We start from the raw sequence: 14,016 nt of genomic DNA, 5'->3' as shown, positions 1-14,016 counted from the left end.
TTGCTTCACCCCTGTCTCGCGGCTTGGCCCCTTTCTCGCTATCTGGCAGCGGCCCGGGCGTCCTGCGCCGCGGCAACCACGTCGCGCACCGCCACAAACAGCGGATGCCCCGGGGCCAGCCCGGTGATCCGTTCCGTGGCGGCGTCCGCCGCGTTGTCCGCCAGGATGGCGGCCAGTTCCACGGCCTCGGCGTCGCCGTCGTCGTGGAACCGCAGGGCCGCGCCCACGGCCTCCAGCAGGGCGCCGGGAACCACGCCGTTCTCGGCCAGTTCGGCGGCCGGGCCGATGAAGCGCTCGTGGCGGCTGAGCTTGCGCAGCGGCGCACGGCCCACCCGCACCACGGTGTCCGGCAGGTGTTCGTTGGAGAAGCGCAGCAGGATCTTTTGGACGTAGGCCTCCTGCTCCGCCTCCGCAAAGTCGTGCTTGGCAACCAGCAGCGCCTTCGTTTCGGCCAGCACCGCCCGGACCTTGGCCTGCACGCCCGGGTCCGCCATGGCATCGGAGATCTTGCCGATCCCGGCCGCGTAGCCGAAGTAGGCGGTGGCGGCATGCCCGGTGTTCACGGTGAACAGCTTGCGTTCAATGTAGGGCGCCAGGTCGTCCACGAAGGTGGCCCCCGGGATGGCCGGGGCGCCGCCGTCGAACGGGGTTTTGTCGATGACCCATTCAAAGAACGTCTCCACCGTGACGTCCAGGCCCTGGCCGGGCGCCTGGTTGGGCACGATCCGGTCCACGGCGGTGTTGGCAAACACGGCGCGGGCGTCGACCGTGGCTGCATCCACGGCGCTGTTGCCACGGACCGCGGCCTCCAGGATGTCGGTGGCATTGATCGCGTTCTCGCACGCCATGACCTGCAGCGGGGGCAGGGCGGCGTCACGCGCCGCGATGCCCTGGGCGATCAGCGGGGCCACGAACTTGAGGATGGTCGGGCCCACCGCGGTGGTGACCATGTCCGCCGTCGCGATTTCCGCAACCACGGCCTCCGGCGCGGCGGCCGAGTTCAGGGCGCGGAAGTTGTCCACCGTGTGCACGGCCGGGTCCTCCCCCACCTCGTGGACCTGGTAGCTCTCCGCGGCCGCGAGCTCGTTGATGAGCGCCTCGGCCACGTCGGCAAAGACCACCTCGTAGCCGGCGTTGTGGAGCAGCAGCCCCACGAAGCCGCGGCCAATGTTTCCGGCCCCAAAATGAACTGTTTTCACTATGCGTTGACCTTTCCGAAGATGTCCAGGACGTCATCGACGCTGCCGGCCTGTTCCAGCCGGGCCACCTGGTCCTTGTCGGTGAACACGCGGGCAATGGAGGACAGGATGGCCAGGTGCTCGTTGTTCACCCCGGCCACGCCCACCACGAACTTCACGGGCTTGCCGTTCCAGTCGATGCCCTCCGGATAGCGGATGATGGACACGGCCGAGCTGGCAATGTTGCCCTTGGCCTCGTTGGTGCCGTGCGGAATGGCCAGGAAGTTGCCCATGTATGTGGACACGGACTCTTCCCGCTCATGCATAGAGGCCACGTAGGCTGCATTGACGGCGCCGCGGGCGAGCAGCAGCCGTCCGGCCTCGTCGATGGCCGCATCCCTGGAGGTTGCGGTGCCCTGGAGGACCACGCTTTCGCGGGCCAGGATGTTGGCGCCCGCCACTTCCCCGGCGTCACCGGGAACCTCGGCCGCAGCCGGTGCGGCGGCTGCCGCGTCCGGGGCGTTGCTGGCCTTGACGAGTTCGACGATTTCGGCGTAGCGGGGGCTGTTCATGAAGTTGTCCACCGCGAAGTGGGCGGCGCTGGCCGTATAGGGGGCCGCCCGTTCCGCCAGGTCCTGGTGCGTGACGACGACGTCGTAGCTGTCGGTCAGGTTGGCGATGGCGGAGTTGGTGACCTTGACCTCCGGGAAACCGGCCTTCTTGATCATGTTGCGCAGCACCGAGGCGCCCATGGCACTGGAGCCCATGCCGGCGTCGCAGGCAAAGACGACGTTGGAGATGGGGCCCTTGGCGGCGCCGGCCAGGGCGGAGGCGACGGAGCTCTTCTTGCCCTTGAGTGCCTCCATCTTGGCGGTGGCCTCGCCCAGGCTGTCGTTGTCGGCCGGCACCGGGCTGACCTTCAGGATGAAGGATCCGATGAGGAAGGAGACGGTGGCGGCCAGCACCACGGACAGGGTGACGCCAAGGTAGCTGTCGCTGGCGGTCATGGCATACACGGCGAAAATGCTGCCCGGCGCTGCGGGGGCGCGCAGGCCGGCGCCGGTGATGACCAGCATGAAGATGCCCGTGATGCCGCCACCGATGGTGGCCAGGATCATGACGGGCTTCATCAGCACGTAGGGAAAGTAGATTTCGTGGATGCCGCCCAGGAACTGGATGAGCGCGGCACCGGGGGCGGATGCCTTGGCCAGTCCCTTGCCGAAGATCGCGTAGGCCAGCAGCAGGCCCAGGCCGGGGCCGGGGTTGGCTTCCAGCAGGAACAGGATGGACTTGCCCTGCTGCAGCGCCTGCTCGGTGCCCAGCGGGGTGAGGATGCCGTGGTTGACGGCGTTGTTCAGGAACAGGACCTTGGCCGGTTCAATGAAAATGCTGGTCAGCGGCAACAGCCCGTGGTGGACCAGGAACTGCACCACGTTGCCGGCGCCGTTGCTGAAGGCGACGACCACCGGCCCCACCACCAGCTTGCCGACAATCGCCATGATGGCGGCCAGGATGCCGGCGGAGAAGTTGTCAATGAGCATCTCGAAGCCCGGCTTGATCCGGCCTTCCCAGATCTTGTCCAGCTTCATCATGAGCCAGGCCGTCACGGGGCCCATGACCATGGCGCCGATGAACATGGGGATGTCGGTGCCGACCACCACGCCCATCGTGGCTGCCGCACCCACCACGCCGCCGCGGACGCCGTGGACCATCTTTCCGCCGGTATAGCCGATCAACAGAGGCAGCAGGTAGGTGATCATGGGGCCCACCATCTCGTTCAACGTCGCGTTCGGGATGAAACCCGAAGGGATGAACAAGGCGGTGACGATGCCCCAGGCAATGAAGGCCCCGATGTTGGGCATGATCATGCCGGAGAGGAAGGTGCCGAACCTTTGCACCTTGACCCTGGCGCCACCCTTGCGGGCGGCCACTGATGGTGTTGCCATGACAATTCCTTACCGTTGGTCCTGCGTCTGTGCAGAAGGGGTTGCTGGTGGTGTTGCGTTGCTGCTGGTGTTGTTATGAAGTTTTGGCAATGCGGTCCAGCCATTCCAGGAACATCTTCAGTTCCGTGGTTGACAGCTGCTCCGGGTGTGATGATTCCAGTGCCGCGTTTAATGCGATGGCCGCAACCACCACTGACGACGCGCCCACCGGCGCACCGGCGGCATCCAGTTCCGTTTCGGAGGAAACGGCGGAAATGACGGCCTCGCGGGTCATGTCGGACAAATCAAAGTTCCGCTCGGCCGCCGGTTCGGCGATGAGCATCAAGGTCACCCCGACGTTGGCCGCCAGAATGCTGCGGGCCGCCTCCTGGGGTGAAACGCAGAGCTGGCCGGCGGCAGCGGCCTTTTCCAGCATTTCCTCCATGAAGCCTTCCGCCTCGGCCACCCGCGCCGGACGGCTTTCCGGACGGATGTTGCCAAACATCACCGAGTACAGCTGTGGGTTGTCCAGGCCGAACTTCAGGTGGTTGTCCCATATCTGGCGCACGTCCACAAGCGGCCTGCCGGTGGGCGTGAAGTTGTGTTCGCCGGCCACATACTCTTCAAAGCCGGCGTCGATGACCGCGTTGAACAAGCCTTCCTTGTCGCCAAAGTGGTGGTACAGGGTGGGTGCCGTCACGCCCGCCAACTCGGTGATCTGCCGTGTCGAGACGGGTTTGCCGGCCGAATTGGCCAGCAATTCGGCGGCGGCCTGAAGGAGCCTGGCCTTGGGTGGAAGCTGGCCGTGTGAATTCATGACTGCTACCCTAGCACCTATAACATCGCTATATGAAGTGAATCACAGGATCAATTTTGAGGCCCCGCGCAAGCCGGGAGCCGCCGCCAGAGACCCAGGAAGCAAAGGACGTTCCATGCAGAATTTCCCAGGAGTGGGCGTCAGCCCGGGACGAATAGTGGGCCCGGTCCGGCAAATGCCCCGGCCCCTGTCCGAACCGCCGGCCGGCCAAAAGCGGGCCCCCGGGACCACCGCCGATGGCGCCGCCGCCACGTTGCAGGCGGCAGCCAAGGCCGTCCAGGCGGAACTGCGCGGCCGCGCCGCAGGGGCGGTCGGCGATGCGAAGGCGGTCCTGGAGGCCACGGCGCTCATGGCCGCCGACCCCATGCTCCTCAAGGCTGCCGTCAAGCTCATCAACGCCGGCACGTCCGCCGAGCGGGCGGTCTGGGAGGCCGCCGACGGCGTGGCCGCGATGCTGGCGGGCCTGGGCGGCTACATGGCCGAGCGCGCAACGGATGTCCTGGACGTCCGGGCCCGGATCGTCGCCGCACTGCGCGGCGTCCCGGCGCCGGGAATCCCCGCCTCCGACGGGCCCTTCATCCTCGTGGCGGAGGACCTGGCCCCGGCGGACACCGCCACCCTGGACCCCGCCGTCGTGGTTGCCCTGGTCACGGCCGGCGGCGGCCCGCAGTCGCACACGGCCATCATCGCCCGCTCCCTGGGACTGCCCGCCGTGGTGGCCGCCGCCGGGGTGGACACCCTGCCGGACGGCACCGAGGTATACGTGGACGGCGCCGCCGGGACCATCAGCACGGGCCCCGGCGACCGCGAGCGCGCAGCGGCCGCGGCGTGGGCGGCCAACGCCTCCACCCTGGCCGCCTTCACTGGCCCGGGCACGACGGCGGACGGGCACCTGGTCCCGCTTCTCGCCAATGTGGGCGGGGCCAGGGATGCGGTGAAGGCGGCCGCCGCCGGCGCCGAGGGCGTGGGCCTGCTCCGCACCGAGTTCTGCTTCCTGGAACGCGACACCGAGCCGTCCATCGCCGAACAGGTGGAGGCCTACCAGGGCGTGTTTGACGCCTTCCCCGGCAAAAAGGTGGTGGTCCGCACGCTCGACGCCGGCGCGGACAAGCCCCTGCCGTTCCTCACCGACGCGAGCGAACCCAACCCGGCGCTGGGCGTGCGCGGCTACCGCACCGACCTGTCGTCCCCCGGCGTGCTGGAACGCCAGCTTGCCGCCATCGCCCGGGCAGCAGGGCAGTCCACGGCGGACGTCCGGGTCATGGCCCCCATGATTTCCACCCCCGCCGAGGCGGCCGGTTTCGCCTCGCTGTGTGCGGCCGCCGGACTGCACACACCCGGCGTCATGGTGGAGGTCCCCTCTGCGGCCCTGACCGCCGAGTCGATCCTGCGCGAGGTCGAATTTGCCAGCTTGGGCACCAACGACCTCACGCAGTACACCATGGCGGCCGACCGGCAGCTGGGCCCGCTGGCGGCCCTGAACAATCCCTGGCAGCCCGCCGTGCTCCAGCTGGTCCGCCTGACGGTGGCCGGAGCCGCAGCCGAGGGAAACGGGAAGCCCGTGGGGGTGTGCGGCGAGGCAGCCGCCGACCCGGCCCTCGCCGTCGTGCTCGTGGGGCTCGGTGTCAGCACGCTGTCCATGACGGCGCGGTCGCTGGCGGCCGTGGCCGCCGTCCTGGCCACCGTGACACTGAAAGAGGCACAGGAAATCGCTACACTTGCCCTACGCGCAACCAGCCCCGGGGAAGCCCGGGACCGGGCCCGCGGAAAACTGCCCATCCTCGACGAGCTCGGTCTCTAGACCCGGCCGCACAGACCACCGACCCTTTCACCAACAGCTCCCCAGGAGGAACCATGTCCGAACGCAAAGCCACCGTTGCCAGCAGCTCCGGCCTGCACGCCCGCCCCGCCTCGCTCTTCGCCGAGGCCGCAGGTGCCGCCGGCGTGGAAGTCACGATCGCCATGGACGGCGCCCCGGCCGAGGATGCCATGGACGCCAGCAGCATCCTGTCCCTCATGACCCTTGGCGCCGAACACGGCAGCGTCGTGGTGCTGCGCGCCGAGGGGGACGGCGCGGACGCCGCCCTCGACAAGCTCGTGGCCATGCTCGAAACGGACCTCGACGCCGTTTAGCCTCCGGCCACCGACTGCATGACCATCACCTCGGCCCCGGCGGCGACACGGGTTTTCAGCCCGTCGAGCCGCCGGACGTCGTCGCCGTCGAGGTAGATGTTCACAAAGCGGCGCAGGGTGCCCGTTTCGTCGCGCACCCGCCGGTTGAACAGCGGATAGTGCGCGCCGATGGCGTCCAGCAGTTCCGCAATGGAGGCACCGCCGGCGTCCACCTCCAGGCGCAGCTCCTCCTGGCCGCCGGTGACGGGCCGCAGCAGGCTCGGAACCAGCACCCTGACCCCCGCCACGTCCACGGCCCTTAAAGCTCGACGGCGGCGGCACGGACGCACAGCACGTCCGGCAGCTGGCTGAGCACGGGCACGAAGGTGGCGCCCTCGTCGGCACTGGCATACACGGTGCCCCCGCGCGTGCCAAAGTAGACGCCCACGGGCTCCTCCGTGTCCACGGCGGCCGCATCGCGCAGGACCACGTTGAACTCCGGTTCCACCAGGCCGTCGGCAAACCGCGTCCAGGAGGCGCCGGCGTCGTCCGTGCGGTGGACGGCCAGCCGCCCGCCCGGGGGAATCCGCTCGCTGTCGGCCTTGATGGGAACCACCCACGCCGTCCCGGAGCGCCGCGGGTGGGCCAGCATGGTGAAGCCGAAGTCGGCGGGCAGGCCCTCGGCGATGGAATTCCAGGTGTCGCCGTTGTCATCGCTGCGGTACACGCCGCCGTGGTTTTGCGCGTACAGGACGTCCGGGTTGCCCGCGTCCCGGGCCACCTTGTGCACACACTGGCCGAATTCCGGCTCCCCGTCCGGCATGAAGCCGGCACCGATGCCCTTGTTCCTTGGTTCCCAGGAGGCGCCGCCGTCCGTGCTGCGGTACACGCCGCCGGTGCTCATGGCAATGTGGATCATGTTCGGGTCCGCGGGGCTGGGCAGCACGGTGTGCGCCGCCGCGCCGCCATAGCCGGCACCCCACTCGGTCCGGTGCGGGTGGTCCCACAGCCCGCGGTTCAACTCGAAGTGTTCGCCGCCGTCGGTGGACTTCCACACCGAGATCGGCTCGCAGCCGGCCCACACGACGCCGGGCCGGTCCTCGGCGTCGGGCTGGATCTGCCAGACCCGTTCCAGGGCGGCCCCCGTGTCCGGCGGGAAGGTGATGGCACCGTGTTCCGGCTCCGTCCAGGTGGTCCCGAGATCGTCCGAGTGCGCCACGGTGGGGCCCCAATGCTCGCTGCGCACACCCACCAGGATGCGGGTGTTGTGGTTGCGGGTGTCGATGCCGATGCTGGGGATCTCATTCATCAAAAAGTGCGGACCGGTGAAGGTGTAGTCCACGCGGTCCGTGCTGGTGCCCAGCCACAGGCCCTTCTTGGTCCCCACGGCCAGCAGGTAGGTGGTTTTTGACTGTTCTGCGTTGTTAGCCATGGGTCCAAGTCTTGCCACCCGCGGCCCGCCCGGCAAGACTTTCCGGCGGGTAACTTTTTGCAAAATATACCCCCCAGGGGTAATTGACACATACCCCATAGGGGTATATGTTGAAGGTATGACCAGCACTGAGGAACAACCCGCCGGACCGTACGGCTACAGCGGCGCCAAACAGGCCTACCTGCGCCGCCTCAAGCGGGCCGAGGGCCAGGTCCGCGGCATCGCCAGGATGGTTGAGGAAGACAAGTACTGCATCGACATCCTCACCCAGATGGCAGCCGTCAACAAGGCCCTGCACGCCGTCAGCATCGGCCTGCTCGAGGACCACATTGCGCATTGCGTGGTCAACGCCGCCAATGAATCCACCGAAACCGGCAACCCGGAGATCGTCTCCGAAAAGGTTTCCGAAGCCACTGCCGCCATTTCCCGCCTTTTGAGGAGCTAAAACCCATGAGCCACACCACCACCATCAACGTTTCCGGCATGACCTGCGGCCACTGCGTCAACTCCGTGACCGAGGAACTGACCGGGCTCAAAGGCGTCGAGAACGTCGCCGTCGACCTCCACGCCGGCGGGATCTCCGAGGTCACCATCACCTCCTCCCTGACCCTCGACCCGCAGGAAATCGGCGAGGCCGTCGCGGAGGCCGGCTACCTCGTCGTCGCCGCCAACGCCTGAGCCACCCGCACCAAGGAACCCGCACCAAGGAACCAGTAAGGAGCGCCATGAGCGCCTCAGACATTTTGTCCCAAACCGACACCCCGGGCCCCCGCGTCGTCGAGATCGACATCCAAGGCATGACCTGTGCCTCGTGCGTCAGCCGGGTTGAACGCAAGTTGGGCAAACTCGAAGGCGTCAGCGCTGCCGTGAACCTCCCGCTGGAATCAGCCGCGGTCACGGTCCCCGCCGGCATGTCCGACCAACAAATCATCGACACCGTCAACGCCACCGGCTACACCGCCACCCTGAAGCACCCCGCCGTCCCCCGGCACGACGCCGGCCCGCACGGTGCGCACGGCCCCCACCCGGGTGCCGCACAGGACGGCGGCCACGACCACATGGCCCACGGCGGCACGGCCGCCACGCTGCGCCCCCGCCTGGTCCTTGCCACCATCCTGACCGTGCCCGTGTTCCTGGTTTCCATGTTCCCCGCCCTGCAGTTCCCGCAGTGGGGCTGGGTGGCGGGCATCCTGGCCCTGCCGGTGGTCACGTGGTCGGCGTGGCCGTTCCACCGCGCCGCGGCCGTCAACGCCCGGCACCTCGCCTCGACGATGGACACCCTGGTTTCCATCGGGGTCACCGCGGCATTCCTGTTCTCCGCCGTGGAACTGGCCCTGCACCCGCAGCTGACGGCGCACGGCATGCCCATGAACGGTGCGCACGCCCCGCTGTACTTTGAAGTGTCCGCAGTGGTGGTGACCTTCCTGTTGCTCGGCCGCTACCTGGAAGCCAAGGCCAAGGCGAAGGCCGGCGACGCCCTCAAGGCCCTGCTGAGCCTGGGCGCCAAGGAGGCCACGGTGCTGCGCGACGGGGTTGAAGTGAATATTCCCGCGGCCGAACTCGCCGTGGACGAGGTCTTTGTGGTCCGCCCCGGCGAGAAGATCGCCACGGACGGCGTGGTCACCGACGGCGTCTCCAGCATCGACACCTCGCTGATCACCGGCGAATCGCTGCCCGTCGACGTTGCCGTGGACGACGCGGTCACCGGCGCCACCATCAACACCTCCGGCCGCCTGCTGGTGCGGGCCACCCGCGTGGGCAGTGAAACCACGCTGGCCCAGATGGGCCGCCTGGTCAGCGCCGCGCAGGCCGGCAAGGCCCCCATCGCCCGCCTGGCGGACCGGATCAGCGCCGTGTTCGTGCCCGTCGTCCTGGCCGTCGCCGTGGCCACCTTCGCACTGTGGCTGGCCTTCAGCGGCGACCTCCAGGCGGCGTTCACGGCGGCCGTGGCCGTGCTGATCATCGCCTGCCCCTGCGCACTGGGCCTGGCCACGCCGGTCGGCCTGCTGACCGGCAGCGGCCGCGCGGCCCAGCTGGGCATCCTCATCAGGGGCCCGCAGGTCCTGGAGGACACGCGCACCGTGGACACCATCCTGCTGGACAAGACGGGCACGGTCACCGAAGGCAGGCTGTCCGTGGTCGACGTCGTGCCCCTCGCCCAGGTGCCGGAAGCGGAGCTGCTGCGCCTGGCCGGCGCCGTGGAATCCCACAGCGAACACCCCATCGCGCACGCCATCACGGCCCATGCGCGTGAAAACGCAGGCCAGAGCGGCGGCCTGCCCGCCGTTGCGGACTTCACCTCCTCCCCCGGCGGCGGGGTGCGCGCGCGCATAGCGGGCCGCACCGTGCTGGCCGGCCGGGCGGGCTGGCTGGAGGAAAACGGCGTCGAGCTTTCCGGGCAGGACCGCAGTGCCCTGCTCGCCCAGGAACGGCGCGGCACCACCGCCATTTGGGTGGCGGTGGACGGGCAGGCCGCCGGGCTCCTCGCGCTGCAGGACACCATCAAGGCCGGTTCCCCAGCGGCCATTGCCCGGCTCAAGGAACTGGGCCTGCGCCCCCTCCTGCTCACCGGCGACAACGCCGCCGTCGCCGCCCAGGTGGCGGCAACCGTGGGGATCGCGCCGGAGGACGTCCTTGCCGAGGTCCTGCCGGAGGGGAAGGTGGCGGCGGTGGTGAAGCTGCAGCGCGCCGGAGCCACCGTGGCCATGGCCGGGGACGGCGTCAATGACGCAGCAGCCCTGGCCCAGGCCGATCTCGGCATCGCGATGGGCTCGGGCACCGACGTCGCCATCGAGGCGGCCGACCTCACGGTGATGGGCAACGACCTCAACCAGGTGGCCACGGCCATTGCCCTCTCCCGGAAGACGCTGGGGACCATCAAGACCAACCTGTTCTGGGCCTTTTTCTACAACGCGATCGGCATCCCGGTGGCGGCCCTTGGCCTGCTGAACCCGATGGTCGCCGGTGGTGCCATGGCCGCCAGTTCAGTCCTGGTGGTGGCGAATTCGCTGCGGCTGCGCCGCTTCGGGCGGTAACCCGCCGGCCAGGTCCACGGCGTAGGACGGGCCGCGCCGGCCGCGGCCGCGCAGCTCGTCCAGCCGCACCATCACGACACCCGCCATGATGCACAACCCGCCCAGCAATTGGACCAGGCGCGGCATCTCCCCCAGCAGGACCCACGCCCACAACACGGCAAACAGGACTTCAAACAGCGCCACAAAGGACGCCACCTTCGAGCCCAGGCCCCGCGTGGCAATGATCCCGGCCACGTAGGCAAAGACGGTGGTGAGGAGCACCAGGCCCAGCACGGGCACAAACCACGGCACCAGCCGGCCGGCAAACACCGGGCTGGCAGCGGAAAACGTCAAGGGCATGAGCCCGGCCGCGCCCAGGCCCAGGATCAGGGCCGCGCCCACGGCCATGCCGCCGCCGGCCATGAGGATGGGCGGGACGGTGTCATTGCTGCGTGCGGACATGATGAAGAACACCGCCGAGCACACGGCCGCCGCCAGCCCCCAGAGGATCCCGGCGACGCTGACCTGGGTGCTGCCGGCCAGGTCCAGCACCAGGACCAGCCCCGACATGGCGCAGGCGGCACCCAAAATGGTCAGCAGCCGCGGGCGGGTGCGGGTGGTCAGCCAGGCCCAGCCCACCAGCAGCACGGGTGAGAGGTATTCCAGCAGCAGCGCCACCCCCACGGACAGGTGGGAGACGGCGTTGAAGTAAAACAGCTGGCACAGGGCAATGGGCACAATGCCGTAAACGGCAATGCGCAGCAGCGAGCCCCGCACGGCCACCCACTGCCGCACCAGGCTGACGGCCGCCGGAACGGCCAGCACGACGGCGGCGCCCCCGATGCGGGCCGCCACGGCCGCCCCGGGCGACCAGCCGGCCTCGAAGAGTGACTTGGCAAAGGGCCCGGACAGGGCAAAGGTCGCGGCCGACGCGAAGGCAAACAGCAGTGCCGGGGAGGCGTTTTGGGCGGGTGCGCCCGGCAGGGCCGTGGGGCGGGAATTCCTGGAAATGGTCATGGGGCGCGTCCGTAGGTCATGAGTAAAAGGCGTTAGACTCATGACACTACGCGTGCCTATTGTCAGGAGTCAACATGGTCTTTACTAATGACACGGAAGTCGCCCTGGTGTCAGCGGTCAACCTGATCAACACCGCGCCCGTGGGCATCCTGCCGGACGGGGGCGTGTCCGGCACGGAGAAGCTGGCCACAATGGCGGACCTGGATGCCTTTGTGGCGGCTGAGCAGTTCACCGGCTCCCGCCAACACACGGCCGCGGAGCTGGCGGCCGTGCACCAGATCCGCAACGAACTGCGCGCCATCTGGACGGCCGGCGAGGACCCCGCGGTGGCCCTCGTCAACGGGCTGCTGGCCCGGGCCAACGCCCTCCCCCAGCTGGTCCGCCACGACCAGTGGGACTGGCACCTGCACGCCACCGCCCCGGCGGCCCCGCTGGCCCAGCGCATGGGCGTGGAGGCCGCCATGGCCCTCGTGGACGTGATCCGCGCCAAGGAACTCCAACGGCTGAAGGTGTGTGCGGCCGACGACTGCCAGGCCGTGTTGATCGACCTGTCCAAGAACCGCTCCCGCCGCTACTGCGACACCGGAAACTGCGGCAACCGCGCCCACGTGGCGGCCTACCGGCGCCGCCGGCTCGCCAAGGACTAGCGCCGGCGGGGCGGCTACTTCATGGTGCCTGCCGAGACGGAGCCCTGCAGCTGGCGCTGGAAGAAAATGTAGGCCACCAGCACCGGCACCACCACGATGACGGCGGCAGCGAACATGGAGCCGAAGTCCACGGCATAGCCCTGCTGGCCGGCAAAGGCCGCAATGCCCTGGGACAGCACCCAATGGTCCTGGTCCGTGTTGATGGCCACGGGGATCAGGTACTGGTTCCACAGGCCCAGGAAGTTGAAGATCGCCACGGACGCCATGCCGGGCCTGGCCATGGGCAGCATGACCTGGAAGAAGGTGCGCCACTCGCCGGCACCGTCGATCTGGGCGGCCTCGGATATTTCCGTGGGCAGGGCCTGGAAGAACGCGAACAGGAAGAACACGGTGAACGGAAGCGCAAAGGCCACGTAGACAATGATCAGGCCCGGCAGGGTGTTCAGCAGCCCGATGTTCTTGAGGATGAAAAACAGCGGGACGATGGCCAGGAAGATCGGGAACGTCAGGCCGGCCAGCATCAGGTAGTAGATGGCACGCGAGCCCCGAAACGCATAACGGGCCAGGACGTAGGCACACATGGCGCCGAGCACCATGACAATCACCAGCGCACAGCCCACCACAATCACGGTGTTCAGGAAGTAGCTGCCGATTCCCGCCGTCGCCCAGGCGGTGACATAGTTCGTGAAGCTCCAATGCTCCGGAAGGGAGAACGGCGAGGCAAAGATTTCCTTCGTCGTCTTGAACGAGGACAGCAGGGTCCAGGCGAGGGGGATCAGCACCATCAACGCCCACAGCGCCAGCAGGACGTGGGAAACCCCTGCCACCGTCTTGTCTGCGCGTGTTTCCCGGGCCTTGCGTTGGACGTGCCCCTGCACCGGGGGTGTCGTATTGGACAATTTGAGCGTCATTATTCAGCCACTTCCGTACGTCCGCCGGTCAGCCGGTTGACCAGGAACACCAGCCCGGCGAAGATCAGGGTCAGGGCCGCCAGGACCACGCCCATGGCGCAGGCCAGGCCGAACTGACCCTTCGAGAAGGCGGTGGTGAACAGCTTTTGGGCAATCACCAGGGTGGAGTTTTCCGGTCCGCCGGTGGAGTTGAGCACCGACATGTAGACAAAGGCGTCCAAGGCCAGGATGCCCATGTAGATGTAGGCGGTCTGGACGTTCTCGCGGATCAGCGGGATGGTGATGCTGATGGCCGTGCGAAAGCGGCCGGCACCGTCAATGCGGGCCGCCTCGTACGTCTCCGCGGGGATTCCCTTGATGGCTGCGATGAACAGGATCATGTAGAAGCCCACAAAACCCCAGACGATCACCACCATGGAGGCCACCATGGCGGTGCGGGAGTCGCCGAGCCAGGGGTAGGACTTCAGGCCGTCAAAGCCGAGGCCGGTCAGGATGCCGTTCAGCAGCCCGGCGCTGGGATCGTAGATCTGGCCCCAGATGATGCCGATGACGACGGCCGGGATCACATAGGGGAAAAACGAGATGATGCGGTAGAAGCCTGCCCCGCGCAGGCCCTTGATCTGGCCGCGGCTGCTGCCGCCGATCGTGACCAGGGTGGCCAGGACCAGGGACAGTATGACGGTGATGACGGGCAGGAAGATGGCCAGGATGATGCTGTTGCGGACCGCGATCATGAAGATGTTGTCCTGGAAGAGCTGGACATAGTTCGCCAACCCGATGAACGGCATTTGGTTGTTGAAGCCGTTCCAGCTGGTCAGGGAGTAGTACACGGCCTGGGCAAAGGGCGAGATGACGAAAACCAGGTAGATCACCAACGGCAGCCCCATAAAGACCGCCATGAAGCTGACCTTGTCGAATGTCAGTTTTTTCCGGCGCCGCCGGGCAGCGGGCGGAAGGCCGCTG

The 14,016-nt window shown here is 68.0% G+C and carries 14 protein-coding genes; 6 read left to right on the top strand and 8 right to left on the bottom strand.

Annotated features, from left to right (window positions below):
- Window positions 1-38 precede the first annotated feature (38 nt).
- From MMF96_RS06930 to MMF96_RS06920, 3 genes are all read right to left on the bottom strand, one after another.
- Complete coding sequence (locus tag MMF96_RS06930; protein ID WP_256883032.1) at window positions 39-1,199, bottom strand: mannitol-1-phosphate 5-dehydrogenase; 1,161 nt, start codon at window positions 1,197-1,199, stop codon at window positions 39-41.
- Entirely contained in the window at window positions 1,199-3,124 is a 1,926-nt protein-coding gene (locus tag MMF96_RS06925; RefSeq protein ID WP_176617380.1) for a PTS mannitol transporter subunit IICBA, read from the bottom strand. Before MMF96_RS06925 ends, MMF96_RS06930 begins: the two co-directional genes overlap by 1 nt.
- Before the next feature lie 73 nt (window positions 3,125-3,197).
- Window positions 3,198-3,920, bottom strand: coding sequence for a TetR/AcrR family transcriptional regulator (locus tag MMF96_RS06920; protein WP_176617381.1), 723 nt, complete (start codon window positions 3,918-3,920; stop codon window positions 3,198-3,200).
- A gap of 115 nt (window positions 3,921-4,035) precedes the next feature.
- On the opposite strand from MMF96_RS06920, the gene ptsP reads away from it, so the two are divergent.
- Together ptsP and MMF96_RS06910 are read left to right on the top strand one after the other, a co-directional pair.
- A complete protein-coding gene (gene ptsP, locus MMF96_RS06915) occupies window positions 4,036-5,721 on the top strand; it encodes a phosphoenolpyruvate--protein phosphotransferase (RefSeq protein ID WP_256883031.1) in 1,686 nt (561 codons plus the stop codon).
- A gap of 53 nt (window positions 5,722-5,774) precedes the next feature.
- On the top strand, window positions 5,775-6,053 hold the full coding sequence (locus tag MMF96_RS06910; protein WP_176617383.1) for an HPr family phosphocarrier protein: 279 nt from the start codon (window positions 5,775-5,777) through the stop codon (window positions 6,051-6,053).
- On the opposite strand, the gene MMF96_RS06905 is transcribed toward MMF96_RS06910, so the two are convergent.
- Together MMF96_RS06905 and MMF96_RS06900 are read right to left on the bottom strand one after the other, a co-directional pair.
- Window positions 6,050-6,340 carry a MoaD/ThiS family protein gene (locus MMF96_RS06905; RefSeq protein WP_176617384.1) on the bottom strand — a complete coding sequence of 97 codons (291 nt, stop codon included), beginning with the start codon at window positions 6,338-6,340 and terminating at the stop codon, window positions 6,050-6,052. The two genes, MMF96_RS06910 and MMF96_RS06905, sit on opposite strands and share 4 nt — an antisense overlap.
- A gap of 11 nt (window positions 6,341-6,351) precedes the next feature.
- On the bottom strand, window positions 6,352-7,464 hold the full coding sequence (locus tag MMF96_RS06900; RefSeq protein ID WP_256883030.1) for an exo-alpha-sialidase: 1,113 nt from the start codon (window positions 7,462-7,464) through the stop codon (window positions 6,352-6,354).
- A gap of 118 nt (window positions 7,465-7,582) precedes the next feature.
- On the opposite strand from MMF96_RS06900, the gene MMF96_RS06895 reads away from it, so the two are divergent.
- Genes MMF96_RS06895 through MMF96_RS06885 form a run of 3 tightly spaced genes read left to right on the top strand, consistent with a single transcriptional unit; the run spans window position 7,583 to window position 10,499 of the window.
- Window positions 7,583-7,909, top strand: a complete 327-nt coding sequence (locus tag MMF96_RS06895) for a metal-sensitive transcriptional regulator (protein WP_256883029.1) — start codon at window positions 7,583-7,585, stop codon at window positions 7,907-7,909.
- Between the two features lie 5 nt (window positions 7,910-7,914).
- Window positions 7,915-8,142 carry a heavy-metal-associated domain-containing protein gene (locus tag MMF96_RS06890; RefSeq protein ID WP_256883028.1) on the top strand — a complete coding sequence of 76 codons (228 nt, stop codon included), beginning with the start codon at window positions 7,915-7,917 and terminating at the stop codon, window positions 8,140-8,142.
- Between the two features lie 47 nt (window positions 8,143-8,189).
- Window positions 8,190-10,499: a cation-translocating P-type ATPase gene (locus tag MMF96_RS06885; RefSeq protein ID WP_256883027.1), complete on the top strand. Its 2,310-nt coding sequence runs from the start codon at window positions 8,190-8,192 to the stop codon at window positions 10,497-10,499.
- Here the strand turns inward: MMF96_RS06885 and MMF96_RS06880 are convergent.
- Window positions 10,449-11,495 (bottom strand): DMT family transporter, encoded by a 1,047-nt coding sequence (locus MMF96_RS06880; protein WP_256883026.1) that lies wholly within the window; start codon window positions 11,493-11,495, stop codon window positions 10,449-10,451. The two genes, MMF96_RS06885 and MMF96_RS06880, sit on opposite strands and share 51 nt — an antisense overlap.
- Window positions 11,496-11,569: 74 nt before the next feature.
- Between MMF96_RS06880 and MMF96_RS06875 the strand changes: the two genes are divergently transcribed.
- Window positions 11,570-12,142, top strand: coding sequence for a CGNR zinc finger domain-containing protein (locus MMF96_RS06875; protein ID WP_256883025.1), 573 nt, complete (start codon window positions 11,570-11,572; stop codon window positions 12,140-12,142).
- 14 nt (window positions 12,143-12,156) lie between these two features.
- Here MMF96_RS06875 and MMF96_RS06870 read toward each other — a convergent pair whose 3' ends face one another.
- Both MMF96_RS06870 and MMF96_RS06865 read right to left on the bottom strand, forming a co-directional pair.
- Window positions 12,157-13,053 carry a carbohydrate ABC transporter permease gene (locus MMF96_RS06870; RefSeq protein ID WP_176617391.1) on the bottom strand — a complete coding sequence of 299 codons (897 nt, stop codon included), beginning with the start codon at window positions 13,051-13,053 and terminating at the stop codon, window positions 12,157-12,159.
- Complete coding sequence (locus MMF96_RS06865; protein WP_176617392.1) at window positions 13,053-13,952, bottom strand: carbohydrate ABC transporter permease; 900 nt, start codon at window positions 13,950-13,952, stop codon at window positions 13,053-13,055. The genes MMF96_RS06870 and MMF96_RS06865 overlap by 1 nt, the downstream gene beginning before the upstream one ends.
- Window positions 13,953-14,016: the final 64 nt, after the last annotated feature.

This window comes from Arthrobacter sp. STN4, assembly GCF_024539665.1.
Taxonomy (GTDB): domain Bacteria; phylum Actinomycetota; class Actinomycetes; order Actinomycetales; family Micrococcaceae; genus Specibacter.
The sequence above is the reverse complement of the archived record's forward strand: the minus strand, read 5'-3'. Positions and strand labels throughout refer to the sequence as shown.

What these genes read in the sequence shown, in the direction of transcription:
- MMF96_RS06925 (WP_176617380.1), bottom strand. Translation starts at nt 3,124, where the DNA reads ATGGCAACACCATCAGTGGCCGCCCGCAAGGGTGGCGCCAGGGTCAAG.
- MMF96_RS06920 (WP_176617381.1), bottom strand. Translation starts at nt 3,920, where the DNA reads ATGAATTCACACGGCCAGCTTCCACCCAAGGCCAGGCTCCTTCAGGCC.
- ptsP (WP_256883031.1), top strand. Translation starts at nt 4,036, where the DNA reads ATGCAGAATTTCCCAGGAGTGGGCGTCAGCCCGGGACGAATAGTGGGC.
- MMF96_RS06910 (WP_176617383.1), top strand. Translation starts at nt 5,775, where the DNA reads ATGTCCGAACGCAAAGCCACCGTTGCCAGCAGCTCCGGCCTGCACGCC.
- MMF96_RS06900 (WP_256883030.1), bottom strand. Translation starts at nt 7,464, where the DNA reads ATGGCTAACAACGCAGAACAGTCAAAAACCACCTACCTGCTGGCCGTG.
- MMF96_RS06895 (WP_256883029.1), top strand. Translation starts at nt 7,583, where the DNA reads ATGACCAGCACTGAGGAACAACCCGCCGGACCGTACGGCTACAGCGGC.
- MMF96_RS06890 (WP_256883028.1), top strand. Translation starts at nt 7,915, where the DNA reads ATGAGCCACACCACCACCATCAACGTTTCCGGCATGACCTGCGGCCAC.
- MMF96_RS06885 (WP_256883027.1), top strand. Translation starts at nt 8,190, where the DNA reads ATGAGCGCCTCAGACATTTTGTCCCAAACCGACACCCCGGGCCCCCGC.
- MMF96_RS06880 (WP_256883026.1), bottom strand. Translation starts at nt 11,495, where the DNA reads ATGACCATTTCCAGGAATTCCCGCCCCACGGCCCTGCCGGGCGCACCC.
- MMF96_RS06875 (WP_256883025.1), top strand. Translation starts at nt 11,570, where the DNA reads ATGGTCTTTACTAATGACACGGAAGTCGCCCTGGTGTCAGCGGTCAAC.
- MMF96_RS06870 (WP_176617391.1), bottom strand. Translation starts at nt 13,053, where the DNA reads ATGACGCTCAAATTGTCCAATACGACACCCCCGGTGCAGGGGCACGTC.
- MMF96_RS06865 (WP_176617392.1), bottom strand. Translation starts at nt 13,952, where the DNA reads ATGGCGGTCTTTATGGGGCTGCCGTTGGTGATCTACCTGGTTTTCGTC.